This is a genomic window from Tenacibaculum soleae (genome assembly GCF_001693415.1).
In the GTDB taxonomy this organism is placed as follows: Bacteria; Bacteroidota; Bacteroidia; order Flavobacteriales; family Flavobacteriaceae; genus Polaribacter; species Polaribacter soleae.
Window position 1 is genome coordinate 1,058,389 of the sequence record NZ_MAKX01000001.1, and the last position, 20,839, is coordinate 1,079,227.

Consider the following 20,839-nt stretch of genomic DNA (forward strand, 5'->3'; position numbering starts at 1 on the left):
AATGTAAATTTATGAATAAAAAAATAACAGTCAGTGATTTAGGTCAAAAAGATTATAAAGAAACATGGGATTATCAAACTCAATTGCTAGATACAATAGTTTCTTTAAAAAGAGAAAAACGGAATTCGACTCAAGAAATTGTAACACCAAACCACTTTTTATTTGTAGAACATCCTCATGTGTATACTCTTGGTAAATCAGGTGATATGAGTAACTTATTGTTAAATGAAGAAAAATTAAAGGAAAAAAAAGCTACTTTTTATAAGATAAATAGAGGGGGAGATATTACGTACCACGGACCTGGACAAATTGTTGGTTACCCTATTTTAGATTTAGAAAATTTTTTTACGGACATTCATAAATACTTACGATTGTTAGAAGAAGCTATTATTTTAACAATTGCTGAATATGGATTAAAAGGTGAGCGTAGTGATGGTGAAACAGGGGTTTGGTTAGATGTTGGTACTCCTTTTGCTAGAAAAATTTGCGCAATGGGTATTCGTGCTAGTAGATGGGTTACTATGCATGGTTTTGCTTTAAATGTTAATGTGAATTTAGGGTATTTTGACAATATTATTCCGTGTGGTATTAGAGGTAAAGCAGTAACCTCAATGGAAGTTGAATTAGGTAAAAAGGTTTCAGAAGAAGAAATAAAACAAAAAATACTAAAACATTTTAAAGATCTCTTTGAAGTAGAAAAATATATAAAAGCATAAAAAAAGGGTTGACATCGTCAACCCTTTTTTTATAAAAAGTTAAAAATTATTTTTGAGCTTTAATATCAAAAGAAATTTCCATTAAATCGTTAATGAATTTATCTTTTAAAGCAGCATCAATTTTCTTAGATTTATAAGTTACACCAAAATCTGTTCTATCAATACTAAAAGTATCACTTTTAAAAGTAGCTACACCTTCATTTTCTGTAACTGTAGCAGGGATTGTAATGCTTTTTGTAGTATCTCTAAGAGTTAAGTTACCTGTTACACTTAATTTACCTTCTTTTATTTCAGAACTTGTAACAACAAACTTCGCTGTTGGGAATTTAGTTACATCAAAAAAGTCTTCATTTTTTAAATGTCCTTCTAAATCTTCTTTTCCTTTACCAGCTTCTAGATCAGTACAAGAAATAGAGTTCATGTCAATAACAAATTCTCCTGCTTTTACAATACCGTTTTCAATGTCAAAAACACCAGTTGTAATACTTACAACTCCGTTGTGAGAACCAGTTGGTTTGTTTCCTTTCCAAGTAACGGTAGACTCAGCTACATTTGCTTTATAAGAATTAATTATATTTTCTACTTTTTTCACCTCTTTAACTTCTTCGTTAGCAGTAACTTTATTTTTTTCTGTTTTACATGAAACAGCAGTAATTGCAATAAGAGCAATGGCTAAAATTGATTTTTTCATTTTGATTGATTTTAATAATTGAGTTTATTTTGAACAAATGTAATTAAAAAATAGTTTCCTTGGAGATTATTATTGTGCTAAGATTTTGTTAATAACATAAGAGCTAGCTTGTAAACCAAAAGCTGCGGGCATATAACTAATAGTACCGTAAAAAGATTTTTTAAAATTTGCTCCGTTTGTAAGTTGTAAACTTTCGGAAATTTGCACTTCTTCTGAATACACTGCGGTAATTCCTTTATTAACCTTGCGCTCTTTTAATCGTTTTTTTAAAGCACGTGCCATTTTACAGTTTTTGGTTTTACTAATATCTTTAACAACAACTTTGCTTGCATCTAACTTTCCGCCAGCCCCCATTGAGCTTATTAATTTCACCTTTTTTCGTTTAGCAGCCACAATTAAATTTATTTTTGGTGTAATACTATCAATACAATCCATAACGTAATCGTATTCTTTGTTAACAATTTCAAAAGCCCTTTCAGGCGATAAAAACTCTGTTAAAACCGTTAATTCAATTTCAGGGTTAATATCTTTAATTCTATCGGCAATTACGGCTGTTTTTGCTTTTCCAATAGTGCTATTTAAGGCTGGTAATTGCCTGTTTTTATTGGTTTCATCAAAAGCATCACCATCAACAATTGTCATTTTTCCAACTCCTGATCTTGCTATAAATTCGGCAGCAAACGACCCAACACCACCTAACCCAACAATTAAAATATTTGCTTTTTTAAGTTTTTCAATTCCTTCTTTCTGAACCAATAATTCTGTTCTTTCTAACCAACTCATTTTGTGTATAACTTATTAAAATTTCGATGTATGTTTTCTTGTAGTTTTTCTATTTCTATGCCTTTTGTAGTGGCTGCTTTTTTGTAAACCTCTTTTATGGTAATTGTAGCATCATCGTCTGTTTCTAAAAAAATAGTGTTTAATGAAATGTTTAAAAATACTTCTTGCAATTTGGTTGAAGTTATTAAAGCTTTTCCGAATGATAAATAACAGCCTTTTTTTAAAAGTGATGCAGCTACTTGGCTATTTTTATTAAAACCATGAATAATCCATGGTTGTTGAGGTTTTATTATTTTTTTTAAATGTAAAATTTCTTGAAATGATTTTACACAATGTATAATTAATGGTTTTTGATATCTTTCTGATAAAAAAATGTGCTTTTTGAATACAGATAACTGAAGATTATAATTAGTTTCAGATAATTTATCTAAACCGCACTCGCCGATAGCAAAACAATTTTTAAGTTGTAATTGCTGTTCTACAAAGTGAATTTCAGTAGCAATATTTTTCTCTTCAATATACCAAGGATGAATTCCGATAGAAAATAAATTGCTAAAATCGGCCGAGTTAGGATAACAATTTACAACTGTTGTAACCGAATTTTTATTTGAATTTTGATGTGTATGAATATCGATAAAATCCATCAAAAAATTACACCTTATTTTTAGTGTCGATTATAATAGTTACTGGGCCGTCGTTTAAAAGAGCTACTTTCATATCAGCGCCAAACTCGCCTGTTTGCACTTTTTTGCCTAAATATTTTTCAAATTGATGAATAAATTCTTCGTATAACGGAATAGCAATATCAGGTTTAGCAGCTTTTATATAACTAGGTCGATTGCCTTTTTTTGTGGTAGCTTGTAGTGTAAATTGACTTACAATAATTGCATCACCTTTGCTATCAATTAATGAATTATTCATCACATTATCACCATCATTAAAAATACGAAGATTATTTATTTTTTTTGATAACCAATCAATATCCTCTTTTGTGTCGTCATTTGTAATGCCAACCAAAATTAATAAACCGTTGTTTATGTTTGCAACTTTATTACCCTCAATAGTTACACTGGCTTCCGAGACTCTTTGAACAACTGCCTTCATTTATTTTTATTCTTTTTCCCAAACATCGGTTCGGTAATGTTCTTCTTCTCCTTCTAAAATTTGCAAATAACTTTTATAACGCGACCATGAAACTAAATCTTCTTCTAAAGCATCTTTAACAGCACATTTTGGTTCGTTAACGTGAATACAATTGTTAAATTTACAATCTTGTTTTAGGGCAAAAAACTCAGGAAAATAATCACCTAATTCTTCTTTGTCAATATCAACCACTCCAAAACCTTTAATACCTGGTGTGTCTATAATTCGAGCATCTTTAGGGGTTTCGAGATTTAAATCAAACATTTCGGCAAATGTAGTGGTGTGTTTTCCTTGATTGTGTTGATCGGAAATTTCTTTGGTTTTTAAGTTTAAATCGGCATCAATAGCATTCACTAACGTGGTTTTACCAACACCAGAATGCCCTACAAACATAGATGTTTTGTTAAGCATCATTTTTTTAATGGCATCAATATTGGTGTTTTTTTTGGCAGAAACTTCAATACATGTGTAGCCAATAGCTTGATAAATGTCTTTTAAATATAATATTTCGGCACGTTGTTCTAATTCGTATGCATCTATTTTATTAAATACTAAAATAGTATCAATTCGATAAGCTCTTGTTGATACTAAAAAACGATCGATAAATGTGGTAAAAGTAGGTGGGTTGTTAATAGTGATTAACAAAAATACCTGATCGATGTTAGAAGCAATAATATGTGTTTGCTTCGATAAGTTAACAGATTTACGAACAATAAAATTTTCGCGTTCATGAATTTCAGTAATTACACCAGTTTCTTCATTGTTTTTGGTTTCAAGATCAAAGTCAACCTTGTCGCCAACAGCAATTGGATTGGTACTTTTTATTCCTTTTAAACGGAATTTTCCTTTAATTCGGCATTTGTATAAAACATCTTCATGCTTAACCCAATACCAACTTCCTGTAGATTTATAAACCGTTCCTGTCATGTTGCAAAGATGAGAAATTTTTAAAAAATATGAGTGTCACTTCTATTGATTTTCAATTTTATAAAAAAAATGATTCCGTAATTTATAATAACTCACTTTACGATGTTTTAATCTTGTTTCAGGTTCTCATTATAATTTATTGTTTTATTATATGGATGTGATTCTGAAATAAATTCAGAATGACGCATTAATATTAGATTATGAATCCAAACGAATGTTTATAAAAAACGATGTAACGATAAAATAAAAAAGATCCTTTTGGTTTTTTTATACCTAAAGGATCTTTATTTGGTTAAAAATTCACTTTGTAAAAAGGGTTACGCGTTAAGGATTGAGTGGTTTGTTTGAGCTCTTTTTTGTTTGTTGAAAAACAAAAAAAGCGAGTAACGAAAGCCTGACCCTTGTGGTAACGCCCTAAAACTATCCTTTGATGATTTTTTCTTGATGATTGATAGATTCTTGGTGAATTGCTTTAAACATTTTTAGTACAAACTCTTCACTTAAACCTCTTGTTTCACCTTCTAAAATCATTTTTCCTAAAATTTCATTCCAACGCCTAGATTGTAAAACGGCTACATTTTTCTCTTTTTTTAGAAGTCCGATTTTGTCAGCAACTTTCATTCTTTTACTCATCATGTCGATAAGCTGATCATCGACAACATTTATTTGCGCTCTTAAATTATCTAAAGATTCTCTGTAAGAAGAGTCGGTTTCGGTTTCTTTTCTGATTTTAAGATCTTCGGTAATTTTTTTCAAGGTATTTGGTGTTACTTGTTGGGCAGCATCCGACCAAGCGTTATCAGGGTCGAAATGTGTTTCAATCATTAAACCATCAAAATTTAAATCTAAAGCGGTTTGTGAAACATCAAAAATCATGTCTCTATTACCAGTAATGTGTGATGGGTCGCAGATTAAAGGTAAGTCGGGAAATTTATTTTGAAACTCAATAGCTAATTGCCATTCAGGAATATTTCTGTATTTTGATTTCTCGTAAGTAGAAAATCCTCTATGAATTGCACCCAAGTTTTTGATTCCGGCAGTGTATAATCTTTCAATTCCGCCTAACCATAAGGCTAAATCGGGATTTACAGGGTTTTTTACCAATACAATTTTATCTGTTCCTTGTAAGGCATCAGCAATTTCTTGCATGATAAATGGCGATACTGTAGATCGGGCACCAATCCATAATAAATCGATATCGTGCTCTAAAGCTAACTTTACGTGAGCAGCATTGGCAACTTCGGTACAGGTTTTCATACCTGTTTCTGCCTTAACTTTTTGTAACCATTTTAAACCTAAGGCACCAACACCTTCAAAGTTTCCTGGTCTTGTTCTTGGCTTCCAAATTCCGGCACGAAAATAATTGGTGTCAGTGTCTTTTAATTCGTGTGCAATTTTTAAAACTTGTTCTTCGGTTTCGGCACTACATGGCCCAGCAATTACTAATGGATGTGCTAGTTTCATGTCGTTTAACCATGTTCTTAATTCTTTTTTGTTTTCCATCTTTTAATTATTTGTGCCGTTTTCTTAGCAAGTTGCTCTTTAAGTTTTTGATAGTAATAAAATTACAGTTTTAAAAAGTACTCAAAATTACAGCTATTTTAGTTTTATTTTATTCCGTTTAATATTTTTTTTATGTGATTTGTACTTTCCATTTCATCATAAATTTTAGTGAAATCGTCTTGTAGCATCAATTTTTTAAATTGCTGTAGGTTGTGTATATATTCATCTAATGTTTCAATTACGTTTTCTTTATTTTGTTTAAAAATGGGTGTCCACATGGCGGGCGAACTTTTTGCTAAACGAACGGTAGAGGCAAACCCTGAGCCTGCCATATCAAAAATATCGCGTTCGTTTTTTTCTTTATTGATGACTGTTTTGCCTAACATAAATGAACTTATGTGTGATAAATGTGATACATAAGCAATGTGCTTATCGTGCGATTTTGCATCCATATAACGAATACGCATTCCTAATTTTGAAAATATTGCTAAGGCTTTTTCCTGTAATTTAAACGCTGTTTTTTCTACTTCGCAAATAATATTTGTTTTTTGTTGAAACAGGTTTTGATGCGCGGCTGTTGGGCCTGAAAATTCGGTTCCGGCAATAGGGTGTGTAGCTAAAAAATTTCTTCGCTTTGGGTGATTTTTAATAATTTCACAGACTTGAGCTTTTGTAGAGCCAACATCTAAAACCAAACAATCTTCAGTAACAAGGTTTAATATTTTAGGAAGTATTTCTAGCTGAATATCAACAGGAACAGAAATGATGACAATAGTTGCTTTTTTTAAATCACTAAATGTTGCTTTTTGTTGAATTACACCAATTTCTAACGCTTTTTTTAAATGCTCTTCGTTAGTGTCAATTCCGTAAACGATAGCCTCAGGGTATTCTCTTTGAATATCTAAAACCATGCTTCCGCCAATTAACCCAACACCGATTACAAATACGTTCATTTTTTTGTTTTTTTAGAGTTGTTTCTGAAAATAGATTCAGAATACTGTTTTAAATTCTATTAATAGCAGCTTTAATTGTTTCTGCTGATACACATAATGAAAATCGAATATAGCCTTCTCCTTGAGAGCCAAAAACAGTACCGGGAGTAATAAAAATATCTTTCTGATATAAAATTTTATCAGCAAATTGTTCAGCTGTTTTTCCTCTGGGGATTTTTGCCCAAACAAATAATCCTGTTGAGTTTTTATTGTAAGTGCAGTTTAATTTATCAGCAAGTTGAAATACTAAATTTCTACGTTCTTCGTAAACTTTATTTTGATTTAAAAACCAATCATCTGATAGATGTAAGGCTTCGATAGCTCCTTTTTGAATGCCATAAAACATTCCAGAATCCATATTGCTTTTTACTTTTAAAATTGACTCAATAAAATTAGCTCTTCCTAATACCATTCCAACTCTCCAGCCAGCCATGTTAAAGGTTTTACTTAAGGAGTTTAATTCTAAAGCTGTTTCTTTAGCGCCATTTATTTGTAAAATGCTAATAGGTTTGTTATTTAAAATAAAACTATACGGATTATCGTTTACAATTAAAATATGATGCTTTTTTCCGAATGCAATTAGTTTTTCAAACGTTTTTAACGTTGCGTTTGTTCCTGTTGGCATGTGAGGATAATTTACCCACATGATTTTTACATCGGTTAAGTCTAATTTTTCTAATTCCTCAAAATCTGGCTGCCAATTATTAGTATCGCTTAAATTATAAAAAACAGGTTCAGCTCCTACTAATTTTGTTACAGAAGTGTATGTTGGGTAGCCAGGATTTGGAATTAAAACTTTATCACCTTCATTTAAAAAAGCCATTGAAATATGCATTACACCTTCTTTACTACCCATTAACGGAAGTATTTCATCCTCAGGTTTTGCAGTAACTTTAAATTTGTGTTTATAAAATTCTGCAATAGCATTCCTTAATTCAGGTAATCCTTGATAGCTTTGATATTTGTGAGCAACAGCATCGTTAAAACTTTGTTGAATGGCAGTTAATACTTTTGTTGGAGGTTGTAAATCAGGGCTTCCAATTCCGATATTTATTATCGGTTTACCGGCAGCAGCTAATTCCCTTACTTCTCTTAATTTTTTAGAGAAGTAGTATTCTTGTACGGTTTTTAATCTTTTAGCTGGTTGAATCATCTTCTTCCGTTTTTGTAGGTTCCTAATATCTTTAACTCTAAGGCCATTATTTTTATAATTGTAACTGCTTTTTCATAGTCGGAGTAATTATCAAAAGTTACATCTACAAAAAATGAATATTTCCATGGAGCTTCAATAACGGGTAGCGATTGTATTTTTGTTAAGTTCATTTTGCAGTCGCTTAAAACATTAAGTATCGTAGCTAAACTTCCTCTTTTATGGTCTAATTGAAATTTTAATGAGGCTTTGTTTATTTGATTAATACCATTATTAGGTTGGTTAGTTTGTATAATTACAAAACGCGTAGCATTATCTTTCATGGTTTGAATATCATCTTCAATAACATTTAAACCAAAAATATCTGCAGCAATTTTTGGAGCAATAGCAGCTACGCCTTTTAAGTTGTTTTTGGCAATTCTTTTAGCTACTTCTGCGGTGTCAACATCCTCTACTAATTTTATATGTGGATGTTTTTTTAAAAATTCTTTACATTGTAATAATGCCATTGGGTGCGAACAAACTTCATTAATGTCTTTAATTGTTTGATTTGGAAGCGCCATTAAATGATGATGAATGTTTAAATATTCTTCACCTACAATATGTAAGTTATTATTGTCGATTAACGCATAGTTTGGAATTATAGAGCCGGCAATTGTGTTTTCTAAGGCCATAATACCAACGTTAGCTGTTTTGTTAAGTAAGCTGTCTACCAAAAAATCAAAAGACATACATTCTTTTAATTGAATTGTAGATCCGTAAAAATCACGGGCCACTTTGTGGTGATTAGATCCTTCTGCTCCTTGAATTGCAATAGTTTGTTTCATTTTAGTCCAAAAAAAAAGTCTCGATATATCGAGACTTTATAATTTATATTTGTTGTTTAACAATATGGTACAAAGTCTCAGCTCTTATTAAAAAAATAAAAGTAAAAATAGAAACCTTGCCAAATGTTTTGTAATGTCATTGTAATTGTTGTATTGTACTCGACAAATCTAGAAATTAAATTGTCAAAAACAAATTTAATTTACTTAAATATAAAAAACTTTCGATAAACGTATTTTTAAAGTCTATGAACAACGTCAGTAGAATTATATAAAACTAAAAAAGCTCCTCTTGAAAAGAGAAGCTTTTTGCGGTCTGGACGGGACTCTCCACTTTTTTACTTTTGTTAATGCTATTGAGGCTTACAAAGGATTACATTTTTGATGTATGCCTAAATGTGTGCCTTTTCTTAATTTACACGAACAAAATATACAGTCTTAATATAACTTTCAATACCTGTTACAGTGAATTTAAAGTTCATATTATTTCCATTAACCTCTACAATTTGTTTGTTATTTCCTGGTAGGGTTAATTCATTGTTTGATTCATCATAAGAATAGTTTCCCTCCAAGATTTTTAAATCATCACAGTTAGTACCTGAATATTTAGTCAGTATTACTTGACTATTAGATTTTAACTCTAATGTTTCTTTGGAGTCACAAGCTGATAAACTTATTTCATCAATACTTCCATCTTGATACTCTTTAGTCTCTTTTGTTTTATTCCATTTTCCAATGATGCCTGACTGTATATCATCATTATTTTCTCCACAAGAGTATAATAATAAAATACTCATTAAAAGTAAAATTGTTTTCTTCATATTATCTATTTTTAATTGTTACTGTTTTAAATTTACTCTCATAATAGAGTAAATAGATTATAGTGAGTTTTGATTTCCACTTTAAATAAGATGTCTAATTCAAAATACAAATGAATCTGCTCTATTAGTTCCTCATTTATTTCTTCTATATCTTCTTTAATGTATTTATAAACTTCATAACTTTTTTTTGTGCTTACTAATTCTAAATCAAACTCCCAATTTTCATATTGCATACCTATTTTAAAGGGTAGTTCTTTTAACTTCATACAAACACATTGTTTTTTCTTTTACTTATAGGCACTGCTATTTTAAAATCTATTGTATCATTTTCTCTATTATTAATAGAAATAGCTACATCATCTTGAATACAAAACAAATCTGAATTACCTCCTAATACATCTTCAAATAAAAATTCATCTTCATTATTAGCAAAAGAGTTTATAAACTCAACTAGGTAATTAAGATTTTGCTCACTAGCATTAAATACTATTGCTAATAACTCATCTTTATAAAAACTTAAATAAGTTTCTACAGAGATAATCTTATTGGGGAGATATAACTCATGAAGCCTATTGCTTTTACAGTATTTAATTCCGTTACTAAAAGTAGTTAAGTAAGTTAATTCAATACTGCTTACATCAAAAGAACTCATCAGTTTATACTTGATATAATTTGTTATCATATTCTAAAATATTAACCTCCACAAAAAAGTTAGTACATACATAAACATTGAAACTATCATTAAAACAAATACAAACCCTATTAACTCTTGGAAAATTCTAAATCCCCAAGAAACTTCTTTGTTTTCTGTTTCGGAAAACAACCCTCCTAGTTCTTTTTTTAATGCTTTTTCTTTTTCTTCTTTTTTACCAATGTAAGAGATTAGTATAGTATAAACTACAATAGCTACTAATACTCTTAGTATGAAAAAATTTAATACACTCATAAATATTAGATGTTGCCATAAATGGCATTATGTTAAACAAATATAAATCTTTTATTGACTTGTCAAATAAGACAAGTAACAAATGATTCAAGATTTAAAACAATTACAGATTTCAATTCAAAAAGAAGTGGGTAAGAGTGTACAAACCATTAGAGAGTCTAAAGGTTTATCACAAGTTGATTTAGCTAGTAAAATGCTTGGTAGATTTGACACTACAAATATTTCTAGGATTGAATCTGGAAGAACTAACCCCACTCTTTTTACTTTATATAGAATTAGTGAAGCTTTAGAAGTTCCATTATCTGATTTAGTAAATGTGTCATTTGAAGAGGAAGAATAAGTTTTAGCTATTATATCCAAATCACAATAGAACTATAGGATAAAAGCTATTATCTAATGTAATACACTAAAACTACCTCTTGTAATGCTCTTTCTATTATAAAAAAGCTATAATTAATTATCTAGGTTTTTTTATTCCTGTAGCTCATGTGCCTTTATAACTTGTTTATACACTCATCCTTGTTGGTACTAGACTAAAAAATAATACCAATAGTATACAAATTGCAGACACTACAAGTAGTATAATTATAAAATTCCTTCATCTGCAAAGCTAAAGTAGTCTGTCTTAGTTATAATTAGATGGTCTAATAAGTTCAAATCCATATACATACATGCTGACTTTAATTTAATAGTAATACTCTTATCTGATGTACTTGGTTTTAAGTTTCCACTTGGGTGATTATGACATAAAATAATACTGTGAGCAACGCATTTCAATGCTACACTTATAATTAACTTTATATCCACTATACAGCTTGTTGTACCTCCCTTAGATAGATTATATATACCTAGTACCACATTAGCTCTGTTTAGCAAAATGACTTTCACTTCTTCCTGTAATTCTATAAGGTCTTGATTCCAGTTATCTAGAACTAACTTATAAGCATCTTTACTATCTGTAATTTTAACTTTTCTTCTATCATTAGTTGAATAAGAAACTTTTATTTCTGCTACATTCATTTCTTTAAAAATTAAATTCTGTCCAACTTTCGTAATCACTTATTATAATAAACACAAAACTTGGACAGAATTAAGTTATACAGCTTCTGCTTAATTATTGATTTACTCCATTAGGAGAAAAAGCATCAACATTAGTTTGAAATAACTTCTCTACATTAGGAGCTTCATCTGGTGTATAAACCCATCTATGAGTTAAAATAATTTCTTCTCCTGTTTCTTTAATTACATATTCATAAGGAGCTACTTCCTGCTTAACAATACTTCCTTTCATTTGAGTTCCAATAAGAGCCTTACAAGTAACCTCATCAAAAGTTGATGTTATTACAGCTTTTTTAGCTGTAGCATAGAACTGTCCTGTTGTTTTACTAATTACCATTTCTATACCTCCCTGTAACTCTAACAAGTAGAATTCAGAACCATCATCTTTGTTACACCCTCTGTAACCTACAATTTGTACCATAATTTATTTTTTTGAGTTGATAAATAAGTTGATTCTAGAAAATATCTTCTCCTTTAAAAACAGCTATCATCTTGTTTTTTAATCTAGGAAGTAAGAATATTTTCTATACAGAAACACCAAGGGGCATTTCAAAATCTAGAATAAGTGGGGGTAGTTTGGATAGAGAGACTTACATGTGAGAAAAGTTTACTTTAAATTTTTTATATAAAATTTTATATTCTATATTTAATGCCTTAACCCCGAAAAAGAAAAAGAAAAAGAAATGGGAGAATGGTCTAAATCAATAGGTGAGAAAGGAGAAAAAATTTCTAAATTCTTATTTGAAGATATTTTAAATTTTAATTCATTAGAAGAGAATACATCAATCAACTGTGTAAAAGGTAAAAAACATAAAAGAGTAGAAGCTAAAAAAGAAAGAACCACTCATGGATTGGATGGTCTAATAAATTATAAAAGCCCTGTTGAAGATTATTTACTAGATATAGGTCTCATTTCTTCAAAATATACAGGTAAAGAATACCCTAGTAGTAAATCAACATTAAAGACAGAGTTTAAAAAGTATATCAAAGATTTAGCTTATGGTATTGAGTGTTTCCGTTTTAGTGAAAAAAAAAGTAAAATAGATAAGGAGTATATCAATGTTAGTAAAACCACTATAACTGGTGTTTTAGTCTGGTTGTCTGATGCAAGTCCTTTAAATTATGATTTATCTCCTTTTTTGAAAAATGCTATAATAGATAGTGACTTAAATTTTGATAAAATCATATTAGTTGATAATCAAAAGATAAATTTTTTTTATGAAAGCATTTTTAAGACAAAAGACAAATATAAGCATGAGAATGTAGATTTTGTTTACCATAATTCTGGTATAAATACAGAGTTAATTCAAGAGAAATCTTATGGGAAAACTTTCCCTTTAGATTATTTATACTCTGATATAATCCCATTGAGAATAAAAGATAATAATCAAATCATATTAAAAGTATTTATTAATGATGACTTTGATGAAAAAAGTTTTGCTCAAGTGTTAAACTTTACAAAGTCTTTTGACTTATTAAATGCTGTAGATGAAACCATTTTTAAATTTAAAAACTATAATTCATCAATTGATGGGAACTTAGTGAAAGAAAAGCTTTCAAAATTTGAAAATTACAAATTCAATGAAAATCTATTTGTAGAAAAATTCCCATCAGACTTTAGAAATTAAAAATGAAAAAAGATTTTTTACCACAAGGAGATAAAGTAAGGCAATTACTTATCAAATCAGAAATATCAAGTTCAAAGATTAATAATTTATTAAGAGAGAAGGGGGTTTTTATAGGGAGAAGCAAAAAAAATGACTCAATCCCAATGCTAATGAAGAGTATAATTAGTCCAGATGATTTTGAGGAATTGTATAGTGCGCAAAAAAGCAAAGAAGAGAGTTTAAAATATCGAACATCTTCTATAAAGTGTAGTAAGGATTTTGATTTATCCGAAGTTTTTTCATCTGAACTAGATTTAAACTCTAAGATAAGTAAAATACACACTTACAACCCAGGTTATAAAGTAATAGGAGCACCTAATTTTACCATTCCAGATAAAAATACTGTTATGGTAGAGTATAGAATTGAAAGAGAAAATGTTCTAAATGATTGGACAGATAACAAAACATACCATAATGGTTCTGTAATGCTAAGAAAAACCTCTGATGGTAATGTTCAAATTTCAGTTCAACAGAACTCTACATCTAGGGAAACCTTTGAGGTAAATAATATTATAATTAATGAAACAAAGAGATTGTTGAATTATAATTCAATTATTAATCCTCAAGATGATTTTATTTCTATAAAATTTAAAGACTTTGATAATGAGTCAAGGATTAAGTTTTTTAATTCTTTCATGGAAAATCTCTCTTTATTTTTAGATTTCAAATCAATAACTGATATAGATTTATATAGGGATTCTGATAAAAAAAGTCATATTGATATTAAAAAATTTCTTGATGAGATTGTAAATTTAAAATTAAATGGTAAAGGTTTGGAAAACCATATTCTATTATCTAAAGAAGAGTATCATCCGAATCTTATTTTCTCATCTGTTAAATTAAAGTATAAACTTAATTATTCTGATGATGTAAAAGGAGAAGCTATAATAATACTTTCTTTTCCAGATTATATGAGAAATAAAAATGAAGACTCTGAACTTCAAGTATCTATTAATTTCAAGCTAGATAAAGAGAATAGAAAAAAGAAACTTGAAAACTTAATAAGAAAGAAGTTATTAGAGCATCTTGAAATAAAAAAAATAAATAGTTATAATTTACTTAAGATAAAGCCCTCCCTAACTAAATAGGTTGGGCTTCTATCAACTCAAAAACCAATGATAATCTCCATTACCATTGAGTGCTTTAGCTAAACCTTGAGTAAATTCAAAAACATTTGAGTTTCTATTTAAGAAAGTATCTATATAACTACTCTTATTAGCAGAAGTAAATAAGTTATATACATTCCATAAATTAATTGTACTATCATTGCTTTTACAAAACCTTTCATCTTGGTAGAAATCTTTTGCAATGGTAGAAATTTGCCCATCATTTAATAAGAAATCAGGTATGATAGCCTTTTGTTCTTTAGGTAAGTACTGATATAACCTCATCCTACCAATAAGTTGAGCAAATTGATGTTCTGTTAATTGATACTGAGTAAGATTTTTCATTTCTTGTAAGTGCTGTTCAGCTTGATATTGCTGTAAAACTGTAGTTACCTTATTTCCTAGTTCAGTATAAGAACCCACCCGCATTTCATCTATAAAACCATCTGAACTTACACACAAATTACAACAGACTAAATTTTGAAAGCCCACAAAAAATTTGAATTTCTCAATAGTCTTTTTACTATATAAATTCTCTTGGTTATAGGCTCTAACTCCTCCTAATGTTAAAGATATTTTATTACCATTAATAGTATCAGTAATACTTGGTATCCTTATTATAAAAGCCATTCTTTCATAATAGGTTGTTTTCTCATGTTCTAAGAGCTCATTAACAGATTTATTTATTGCAGAAGGTACTCTTCCTTTTATTTGATGAGAAACTCTGATTTCAGCTTTTGAAATAATATGATGAGGAAAAACTTTTCTTACAGCATCTTGCACTACTTCAATAAACTCATGATGGCTAATAGTTCTTTCATTGTCTTTTGAGAATACAGGAATAATACATTTCTCCTTTAAATGAGAAAGACTAACACTCTTTGTGTTAGCCTCTATAAAAGGAGAATTATTTTCACTACTTACAATATCATTATACTCTATTATGTTAGTAGTTTTTTGAATATCTGTATTTTTTCTAGTTGGTATGAGTTGTAATTCCATTTGTACTAAAGTTTTGTTGGTTACTTAATTTTTCTAATTGTTCTTTTTTACTCTTAAACTGAGATTGTAAAGACTGTTGGTATTTTGGATTATCATTATAAAGTTCAGTTAATTCTGATACTGATAAAGAGTTATTAATTTTATGCATCATTTCTTTAACTGTAAGAGGCATGGTATTACACCATTTCAATAATCTCTCACCTATTTTATCTGTAATTACAAACTCTGGTTTATTCATAAACAAACCTGTTCTATCCTTACTTGCTTTAACTAAATGCCTATCATTAACTAATTCAAAATTTACAGTCAATTCATATTCAAAACCTTCTCTTGTAATTTCTTTAGTTCCATGTTTTACAACTTTAGTTTTACCATTACCTACTGAATCTAAAGAGTAATCTACTTTTCTTCTAGTAGTAGTTATAATATGGCAAGATGATTGTAATATTTTGTTTATAAAGTTCTGATGTCTAGGTGTTACAACTGCCCAATCCTGCCACCTGCCACCTAATTTTTCGTGTATCTGCAAGCATCCTCCCGTACCATTCCATTCATGACTCATAGAATCAATGATAACTACTGACATATTGGACTTTTCACATAATTCTATAGCTTCAATATATCTTTCTGGTGAATAAGGAGCTTGTAAGTCTACTACATTAAAACTTCCTAAATCTGAATACAAACTAGCTGATGAGTTTTCTGTATCAATTACAGCTATCTTATTCCAATCTTTTGTCATACCATAAGCTAATAGTAAAGCAGAGTGAGTTTTACCAAATCCACTTGCTCCAGATATTCCTAATCTGAGTTTTACATTTGTTCTTTTACTTTGTTTTAATTGCATAATTTTATTGTTTAAATTAGTTAATATCTATGTGTATAATCTTAAATTTAAAAACGCATCTAATTACTTGAAAATAAATCACTTAATTAGTGTTTTTTTAACATTTGAAAGACCTAATTCTAAATTTTTTTCACTACCTTTGCCTAACAAGATTTCTAGGAGAGAAAATCTTGAAATACTAAAGTATTTTGAGGTGGGGTGTGTTTTTAAGAGAGGGGAGGTAACTTTTATACCTCACAACTAATTCCTCTTTTAAATCTATAAAGTTTTGATTTAATTGGTGGGTACTAGGATTAAAAAGGAGTCTTACTTTATTCAAACAGTAAAACTCCACTTTATTGTTTTTTATATACTATACAAATACATAAAAGTGTGGATTGTTTAAAAACCAGAAGTATCTATATCATCAAGAGCTAATTCTGAATATAATCTATCATATTCTTCTTGACCTAAGTAATCTATTCTCTCCTGCTTTATTTGCTCCCAATTGATACTAGGGTTTAGAAAGTTGATGGAATTGTGATTCATTATTTTAATAGAAATTACTTCTTTAACAAGCACCCTTTCACCACTTACATAATGCTCTTTTCTTTTTCCTAACACTACAAAGTCCTTTTTCAAAAGCTTATACAGGGAGTTTATCTTTTGTCTTGGAGTTTTATTCTCTAAGCTTCTTCTAAATATAAAAATATCATTGTTTAAAAAATCATCATATGTTAATAATCCTTCTAATTGAGTTAATACATCTAAATCTATTGAATCTAATCCGAACTTATTATCAGTTCTTAAGTAGTAGTATTGTTTCCCCTTACTATCATACTTCTTAATATTTACAAGTAGTTTATTCCTAAAATGTCCTATAGCTTTAAATAGGGTTATTCTTTTTTGTTGTACTTCATCTTCAGCAGTAGGAGTCTCTATCTCAGAAGCTGTTTTTATATTATCTAAGAGATAATCTGCTCTTGAATAATCTTCTGTGTGCTCAGCTCCAAAGAACCATTTCTTAGCTCTAGAAATGAGTTGTATTTCAAATGCTTTAAGTGCTTCTTTACTCCTTTGATAAGTTTCCTGTTCTTGATTTAACCTTTTTCTTTTATAGGATACTTTGCACACATTAAATACATAATCTCTTAGCTCGTAATAGTATGCGCTAAAATTTCCGTAGTCTAAATGAAGTCTAAGTTTATATTCAATAGCATGATTGCTGTAAAATCTAGTAAGTTCTTCTTCTATGTTAGTTTCACTAAACCATAGCATTTTACTTGCAAATACCTTTTCTAGTTTACAATTTATAAATTGATTTGTAATAGCAGCATAGGTTATATAGCCACTAATATCTCTCCCGAAGATTGGATAAGTATTTGCTAAATAATCTTCTCCTTTTTCTAATACAAAAGTTTTGAATTCTGGAAAATTTAAAGCTGGTAATCCTCTTCTGTTCCTAGTACCAACTATATCAATTTCATTAGATAAGTAGCCTTGTAATTCAACTGAATAAAATTGATATAATAACCTATTTTGTATACCAAACTTAAAATATTTTACACATTCTTCTTGTTCATTTACATCATGTACTCTTGAATAGAGTTTTGAAAATTGAAGCTTTTGTGCTTGATTCATCAAAGTATACTGAAGTGAAGTATAATCAAATTGGTTGGGTCTAGATAAAATAATATGAATTTGGTTTTTCTCTTGTGTTTCTTCTTCAGGCTTCATATATCTCTGTCTTGCTAAGGCTTGTATCACTGAATTAATTCCACCAGAAAATATTCCGTATTGATTTTTAAAATGTAGCCTTGTACTTCTAGATGGCATAATAATCACCAACGCATGATTGTGTTTCTTTATACTTACTCCTGTCTTGAAATTAGTACCAACATTACACATTGAGTTATCAAATTGATTTTGTTGCTCTATATTTTCCTCTCTACTATTTGAAGCTAATTGAGAGGTGCAATCTTTAATCCCATCATTTCCATACATCTTACGTAATTCCTTACCTATATCTTCTCTTGGGTTTATTATATCCTTTGAAAGTGATTTTGAATAACACAGTACATCAATATCTTTCTTTCTCTCTAATAGCCTAAAAATTGTATTCTTTATTTCTTTTGTCTCAGTAGTAAAATTATAATCATCACTATAATGTAGGTAAAGAGCACTTTGTTTTCTTGAAAACCTTGTTCTTTTAGATTCTATTATTTTAATTTTTCTGTCAGTGAGTTCTGCTAAATATTCAACTACAACTTTTGAAGCTTCATTAAAGGTGGCACTTATTATGAAATTCTTGTGGATAACCTTTTGCCATTTCCATAGATTAAAAATATATTCTTGCCTAAAGTTATGATGTGAATCATGTATTTCATCATATATAAAAACAACCTTTATGCTGTTTTTTTCACAATACTTAGATAATAAACTTAAGTATTCTCTTTTAATTTCGGAGTTCTTAAAGCCATCTTCTCCTGGGTTACCTAATAATGTATTTGCTGTAACTACATGCACGAACTTATTTAAATAATCTATATTTGATGTTCTTCCCAGGTTATTATAATCAAATATTTTCTCTTTAGGTATTCCACCATCTACATGAATATCATTTACATACTGCTTAACTAAGCTAACAAAAGGTGATGCTACAATTATTAAATATTTTTGTCTAGATGTATCTTCGTAGTATCTTTTTATAGTTTTTATAATTCCATAAGATTTACCTTGACCTACAGCTGCATTTACAATTACTGTATTTTTGTAATCTATGGTTATTTGAGCTTGAAGAGAATTATTTATATAACCATTTTCATCAGGTGGTATAATTATTTTCTGTCCATTAGGTTCAATCTTAAGTGTACTATTATTAGTCCTAGAACCAACTATATCAGTTTCACAAATAAAGTCATCAGGGTTTACTTCTTTATACTCAATAGGGTAGTCCTTAAATTCAGTATTCATAGCTAATTTTATTTATAAACCCTAAAATAACACTTTTCTAAAAAACAAAAAGATGAACCTAAGTTCATCTTCTTGAATATTCTAATTATTTAATTTACTATTAAGAATTATCTTTTAGTTTAGCCTGAAGCATAAAAACTTCATCACTAATCTTTTTCTTAACTACTTTAGCGTAGTGCTCTTGTGTTACTGTGATTTTAGAATGCCCTAGTAATTCAGATACAATTTCCATAGGAACACCATTATAAAGCAATACAGTAGAAGCAAATGTTTTTCTAGCTATATGATGAGTAAGGTTTTTATTTAGTCCTACTATATCTGCGATTTCTTTTAAATAAGAATTAAATCTTTGATTAGATATATCAGGTAAATCATTATTGTATTTTAATAAGATTTCTTTTGCTTTGGGTAATAATGGAACTGAAACTTTAGATTTTGTTTTTTTTCTCTCCATCTCAATCCATTCATTGCCATCAAATCCAATTTGAATGTGTTTAATATTTAATTTTGACATATCTACATAAGCTAATCCTGTATAACAACAAAAAATGAATAAGTCTTTTACAACTGATAGTTTCTTTTGTTTTAACTGATGAGTTTCTAATAATTTTAATTCTTTATCAGTTAAGAAAATTAGCTTTTTATAGGTTTTCTTGGCTTTGTAAAACACAAATGGGTCTTTGTCAATATATCCCTCTAGAAAGGCTAATTTGATAATCTTGCGGGTTCTCTGTATGTGTTTGTTTATTGTACTTTGACTTTGTTTTCTTTCGGTTTTTAAATAATAATCTAAATCTTCTAAAAATATGAGTTTTATATTTTTGAGTACTAAATCATTTTTCTTGTATTTATGTTTAATAAATCTTTTTATTAGCTTTTTACATTCTTCAAATTTCTTGTAAGTTGATTCTACATAGCTAATACTAATCATCTTTTTAATTTTTGAATTGTGATAGTCAAATACCTCAAGAAATGTTTTTTCAGATTTTATGCTTTTACCCCTGTATTGTAAATAAATATCTTCAACATCAAACTCTTTTTCATTTACCTGTAAAAACAAGAAAGCCTGATTAATTTGTTGTTTAATCAGACTTAGTTGGGTGTTTATAAAAGTATTGTCTTTATCAGGTGGTTTAGCTAATTGTTCTTTACTATTCCAATATTCTGGATTTATAAAAAAACCAGTTGAGAATTCTTTTCGTTTTTTATAGTAAGTTATTCTGCATCTAATTGGACACTTATTTTGTTTGTTAGTTCTATTCTTTTGTAAGAAGAATAGAATAATTAATCTATTGTTATTCATTGTGTTGTGTGTAATTAGTAATGGTACACCTGAAAATAAGAGTGGTACACCCAATGGTACACTTTTGATACACCTAGCTTTTTTAGCTATGTACACCTAAAAGTACTCCTTTGTAGTTGTTTTTATAAGGTTTTGAAAGAGTAGAGTAGTAGTGAATCCCTTGTAATTACTGTAAACTAAAAAAGCTCCTCTTGAAAAGAGAAGCTTTTTGCGGTCTGGACGGGACTCGAACCCGCGACCCCCTGCGTGACAGGCAGGTATTCTAACCAGCTGAACTACCAGACCGTTGCTTGTAGCAATAATATATTTACTTAGATAAATTTGCGGTCTGGACGGGACTCGAACCCGCGACCCCCTGCGTGACAGGCAGGTATTCTAACCAGCTGAACTACCAGACCGTTGCTCTA

The 20,839-nt window shown here is 29.3% G+C and carries 23 protein-coding genes and 2 tRNA genes; 4 read left to right on the forward strand and 21 right to left on the reverse strand.

Going from position 1 to position 20,839, the window contains the following annotated elements:
- The first annotated feature begins 11 nt into the window (after positions 1-11).
- Entirely contained in the window at positions 12-716 is a 705-nt protein-coding gene (gene lipB, locus BA195_RS04905; RefSeq protein ID WP_068703011.1) for a lipoyl(octanoyl) transferase LipB, read from the forward strand.
- Positions 717-762: 46 nt separating this feature from the next.
- Here lipB and BA195_RS04910 read toward each other — a convergent pair whose 3' ends face one another.
- The 13 genes from BA195_RS04910 to BA195_RS04970 form a co-directional block, all read right to left on the reverse strand.
- Positions 763-1,407, reverse strand: coding sequence for a YceI family protein (locus tag BA195_RS04910; protein WP_068703013.1), 645 nt, complete (start codon positions 1,405-1,407; stop codon positions 763-765).
- Between the two features lie 69 nt (positions 1,408-1,476).
- Entirely contained in the window at positions 1,477-2,190 is a 714-nt protein-coding gene (locus tag BA195_RS04915; RefSeq protein WP_068703015.1) for a tRNA threonylcarbamoyladenosine dehydratase, read from the reverse strand.
- Positions 2,187-2,834: a TatD family hydrolase gene (locus BA195_RS04920; RefSeq protein WP_068703017.1), complete on the reverse strand. Its 648-nt coding sequence runs from the start codon at positions 2,832-2,834 to the stop codon at positions 2,187-2,189. Before BA195_RS04920 ends, BA195_RS04915 begins: the two co-directional genes overlap by 4 nt.
- Positions 2,835-2,841: 7 nt before the next feature.
- Positions 2,842-3,294, reverse strand: a complete 453-nt coding sequence (gene dtd / locus BA195_RS04925; RefSeq protein WP_068703018.1) for a D-aminoacyl-tRNA deacylase — start codon at positions 3,292-3,294, stop codon at positions 2,842-2,844.
- Positions 3,295-3,300: 6 nt separating this feature from the next.
- Complete coding sequence (gene rsgA, locus BA195_RS04930) at positions 3,301-4,260, reverse strand: ribosome small subunit-dependent GTPase A (protein ID WP_068703020.1); 960 nt, start codon at positions 4,258-4,260, stop codon at positions 3,301-3,303.
- A 420-nt stretch (positions 4,261-4,680) separates the two neighbouring features.
- The gene (locus tag BA195_RS04935) at positions 4,681-5,763 is read right to left on the reverse strand and encodes a bifunctional 3-deoxy-7-phosphoheptulonate synthase/chorismate mutase type II (protein ID WP_068703023.1); all 1,083 of its coding nucleotides are present in this window, start codon (positions 5,761-5,763) and stop codon (positions 4,681-4,683) included.
- Between the two features lie 104 nt (positions 5,764-5,867).
- Positions 5,868-6,716 carry a prephenate dehydrogenase gene (locus BA195_RS04940; protein ID WP_068703025.1) on the reverse strand — a complete coding sequence of 283 codons (849 nt, stop codon included), beginning with the start codon at positions 6,714-6,716 and terminating at the stop codon, positions 5,868-5,870.
- 49 nt (positions 6,717-6,765) lie between these two features.
- Positions 6,766-7,908 carry a pyridoxal phosphate-dependent aminotransferase gene (locus BA195_RS04945; protein WP_068703026.1) on the reverse strand — a complete coding sequence of 381 codons (1,143 nt, stop codon included), beginning with the start codon at positions 7,906-7,908 and terminating at the stop codon, positions 6,766-6,768.
- Positions 7,905-8,732 carry a prephenate dehydratase gene (locus BA195_RS04950; RefSeq protein WP_068703039.1) on the reverse strand — a complete coding sequence of 276 codons (828 nt, stop codon included), beginning with the start codon at positions 8,730-8,732 and terminating at the stop codon, positions 7,905-7,907. The genes BA195_RS04945 and BA195_RS04950 overlap by 4 nt, the downstream gene beginning before the upstream one ends.
- A gap of 407 nt (positions 8,733-9,139) precedes the next feature.
- Positions 9,140-9,550, reverse strand: coding sequence for a lipocalin family protein (locus tag BA195_RS04955; RefSeq protein WP_141677648.1), 411 nt, complete (start codon positions 9,548-9,550; stop codon positions 9,140-9,142).
- 38 nt (positions 9,551-9,588) lie between these two features.
- Positions 9,589-9,816 (reverse strand): hypothetical protein, encoded by a 228-nt coding sequence (locus BA195_RS04960; protein ID WP_068703041.1) that lies wholly within the window; start codon positions 9,814-9,816, stop codon positions 9,589-9,591.
- Complete coding sequence (locus tag BA195_RS04965; protein WP_141677649.1) at positions 9,813-10,232, reverse strand: hypothetical protein; 420 nt, start codon at positions 10,230-10,232, stop codon at positions 9,813-9,815. Before BA195_RS04965 ends, BA195_RS04960 begins: the two co-directional genes overlap by 4 nt.
- Before the next feature lie 3 nt (positions 10,233-10,235).
- On the reverse strand, positions 10,236-10,496 hold the full coding sequence (locus BA195_RS04970) for a hypothetical protein (protein ID WP_068703044.1): 261 nt from the start codon (positions 10,494-10,496) through the stop codon (positions 10,236-10,238).
- Positions 10,497-10,578: 82 nt separating this feature from the next.
- Between BA195_RS04970 and BA195_RS04975 the strand changes: the two genes are divergently transcribed.
- The gene (locus BA195_RS04975) at positions 10,579-10,836 is read left to right on the forward strand and encodes a helix-turn-helix domain-containing protein (protein ID WP_068703048.1); all 258 of its coding nucleotides are present in this window, start codon (positions 10,579-10,581) and stop codon (positions 10,834-10,836) included.
- A 245-nt stretch (positions 10,837-11,081) separates the two neighbouring features.
- Here BA195_RS04975 and BA195_RS04980 read toward each other — a convergent pair whose 3' ends face one another.
- Both BA195_RS04980 and BA195_RS04985 read right to left on the reverse strand, forming a co-directional pair.
- Positions 11,082-11,516, reverse strand: coding sequence for a JAB domain-containing protein (locus BA195_RS04980; protein ID WP_068703948.1), 435 nt, complete (start codon positions 11,514-11,516; stop codon positions 11,082-11,084).
- Between the two features lie 94 nt (positions 11,517-11,610).
- A complete protein-coding gene (locus BA195_RS04985; RefSeq protein ID WP_068703050.1) occupies positions 11,611-11,976 on the reverse strand; it encodes a hypothetical protein in 366 nt (121 codons plus the stop codon).
- A 262-nt stretch (positions 11,977-12,238) separates the two neighbouring features.
- Between BA195_RS04985 and gapS4a the strand changes: the two genes are divergently transcribed.
- Complete coding sequence (gene gapS4a, locus BA195_RS04990; protein WP_068703052.1) at positions 12,239-13,183, forward strand: GapS4a family protein; 945 nt, start codon at positions 12,239-12,241, stop codon at positions 13,181-13,183.
- 2 nt (positions 13,184-13,185) lie between these two features.
- Positions 13,186-14,310, forward strand: a complete 1,125-nt coding sequence (gene gapS4b, locus BA195_RS04995; protein ID WP_068703054.1) for a GapS4b family protein — start codon at positions 13,186-13,188, stop codon at positions 14,308-14,310.
- Between the two features lie 12 nt (positions 14,311-14,322).
- Here gapS4b and BA195_RS05000 read toward each other — a convergent pair whose 3' ends face one another.
- From BA195_RS05000 to BA195_RS05025, 6 genes are all read right to left on the reverse strand, one after another.
- Positions 14,323-15,330 (reverse strand): DUF3871 family protein, encoded by a 1,008-nt coding sequence (locus BA195_RS05000; protein ID WP_068703062.1) that lies wholly within the window; start codon positions 15,328-15,330, stop codon positions 14,323-14,325.
- On the reverse strand, positions 15,305-16,177 hold the full coding sequence (locus BA195_RS05005; RefSeq protein ID WP_068703064.1) for an AAA family ATPase: 873 nt from the start codon (positions 16,175-16,177) through the stop codon (positions 15,305-15,307). The genes BA195_RS05000 and BA195_RS05005 overlap by 26 nt, the downstream gene beginning before the upstream one ends.
- Positions 16,178-16,558: 381 nt before the next feature.
- Entirely contained in the window at positions 16,559-19,129 is a 2,571-nt protein-coding gene (locus BA195_RS05010) for a DEAD/DEAH box helicase family protein (protein ID WP_068703066.1), read from the reverse strand.
- Positions 19,130-19,229: 100 nt separating this feature from the next.
- Positions 19,230-20,432, reverse strand: coding sequence for a site-specific integrase (locus BA195_RS05015; RefSeq protein WP_068703068.1), 1,203 nt, complete (start codon positions 20,430-20,432; stop codon positions 19,230-19,232).
- 211 nt (positions 20,433-20,643) lie between these two features.
- Positions 20,644-20,717: transfer RNA gene (locus tag BA195_RS05020), tRNA-Asp, on the reverse strand.
- 39 nt (positions 20,718-20,756) lie between these two features.
- Positions 20,757-20,830: transfer RNA gene (locus BA195_RS05025), tRNA-Asp, on the reverse strand.
- Between the last annotated feature and the right edge of the window lie 9 nt (positions 20,831-20,839).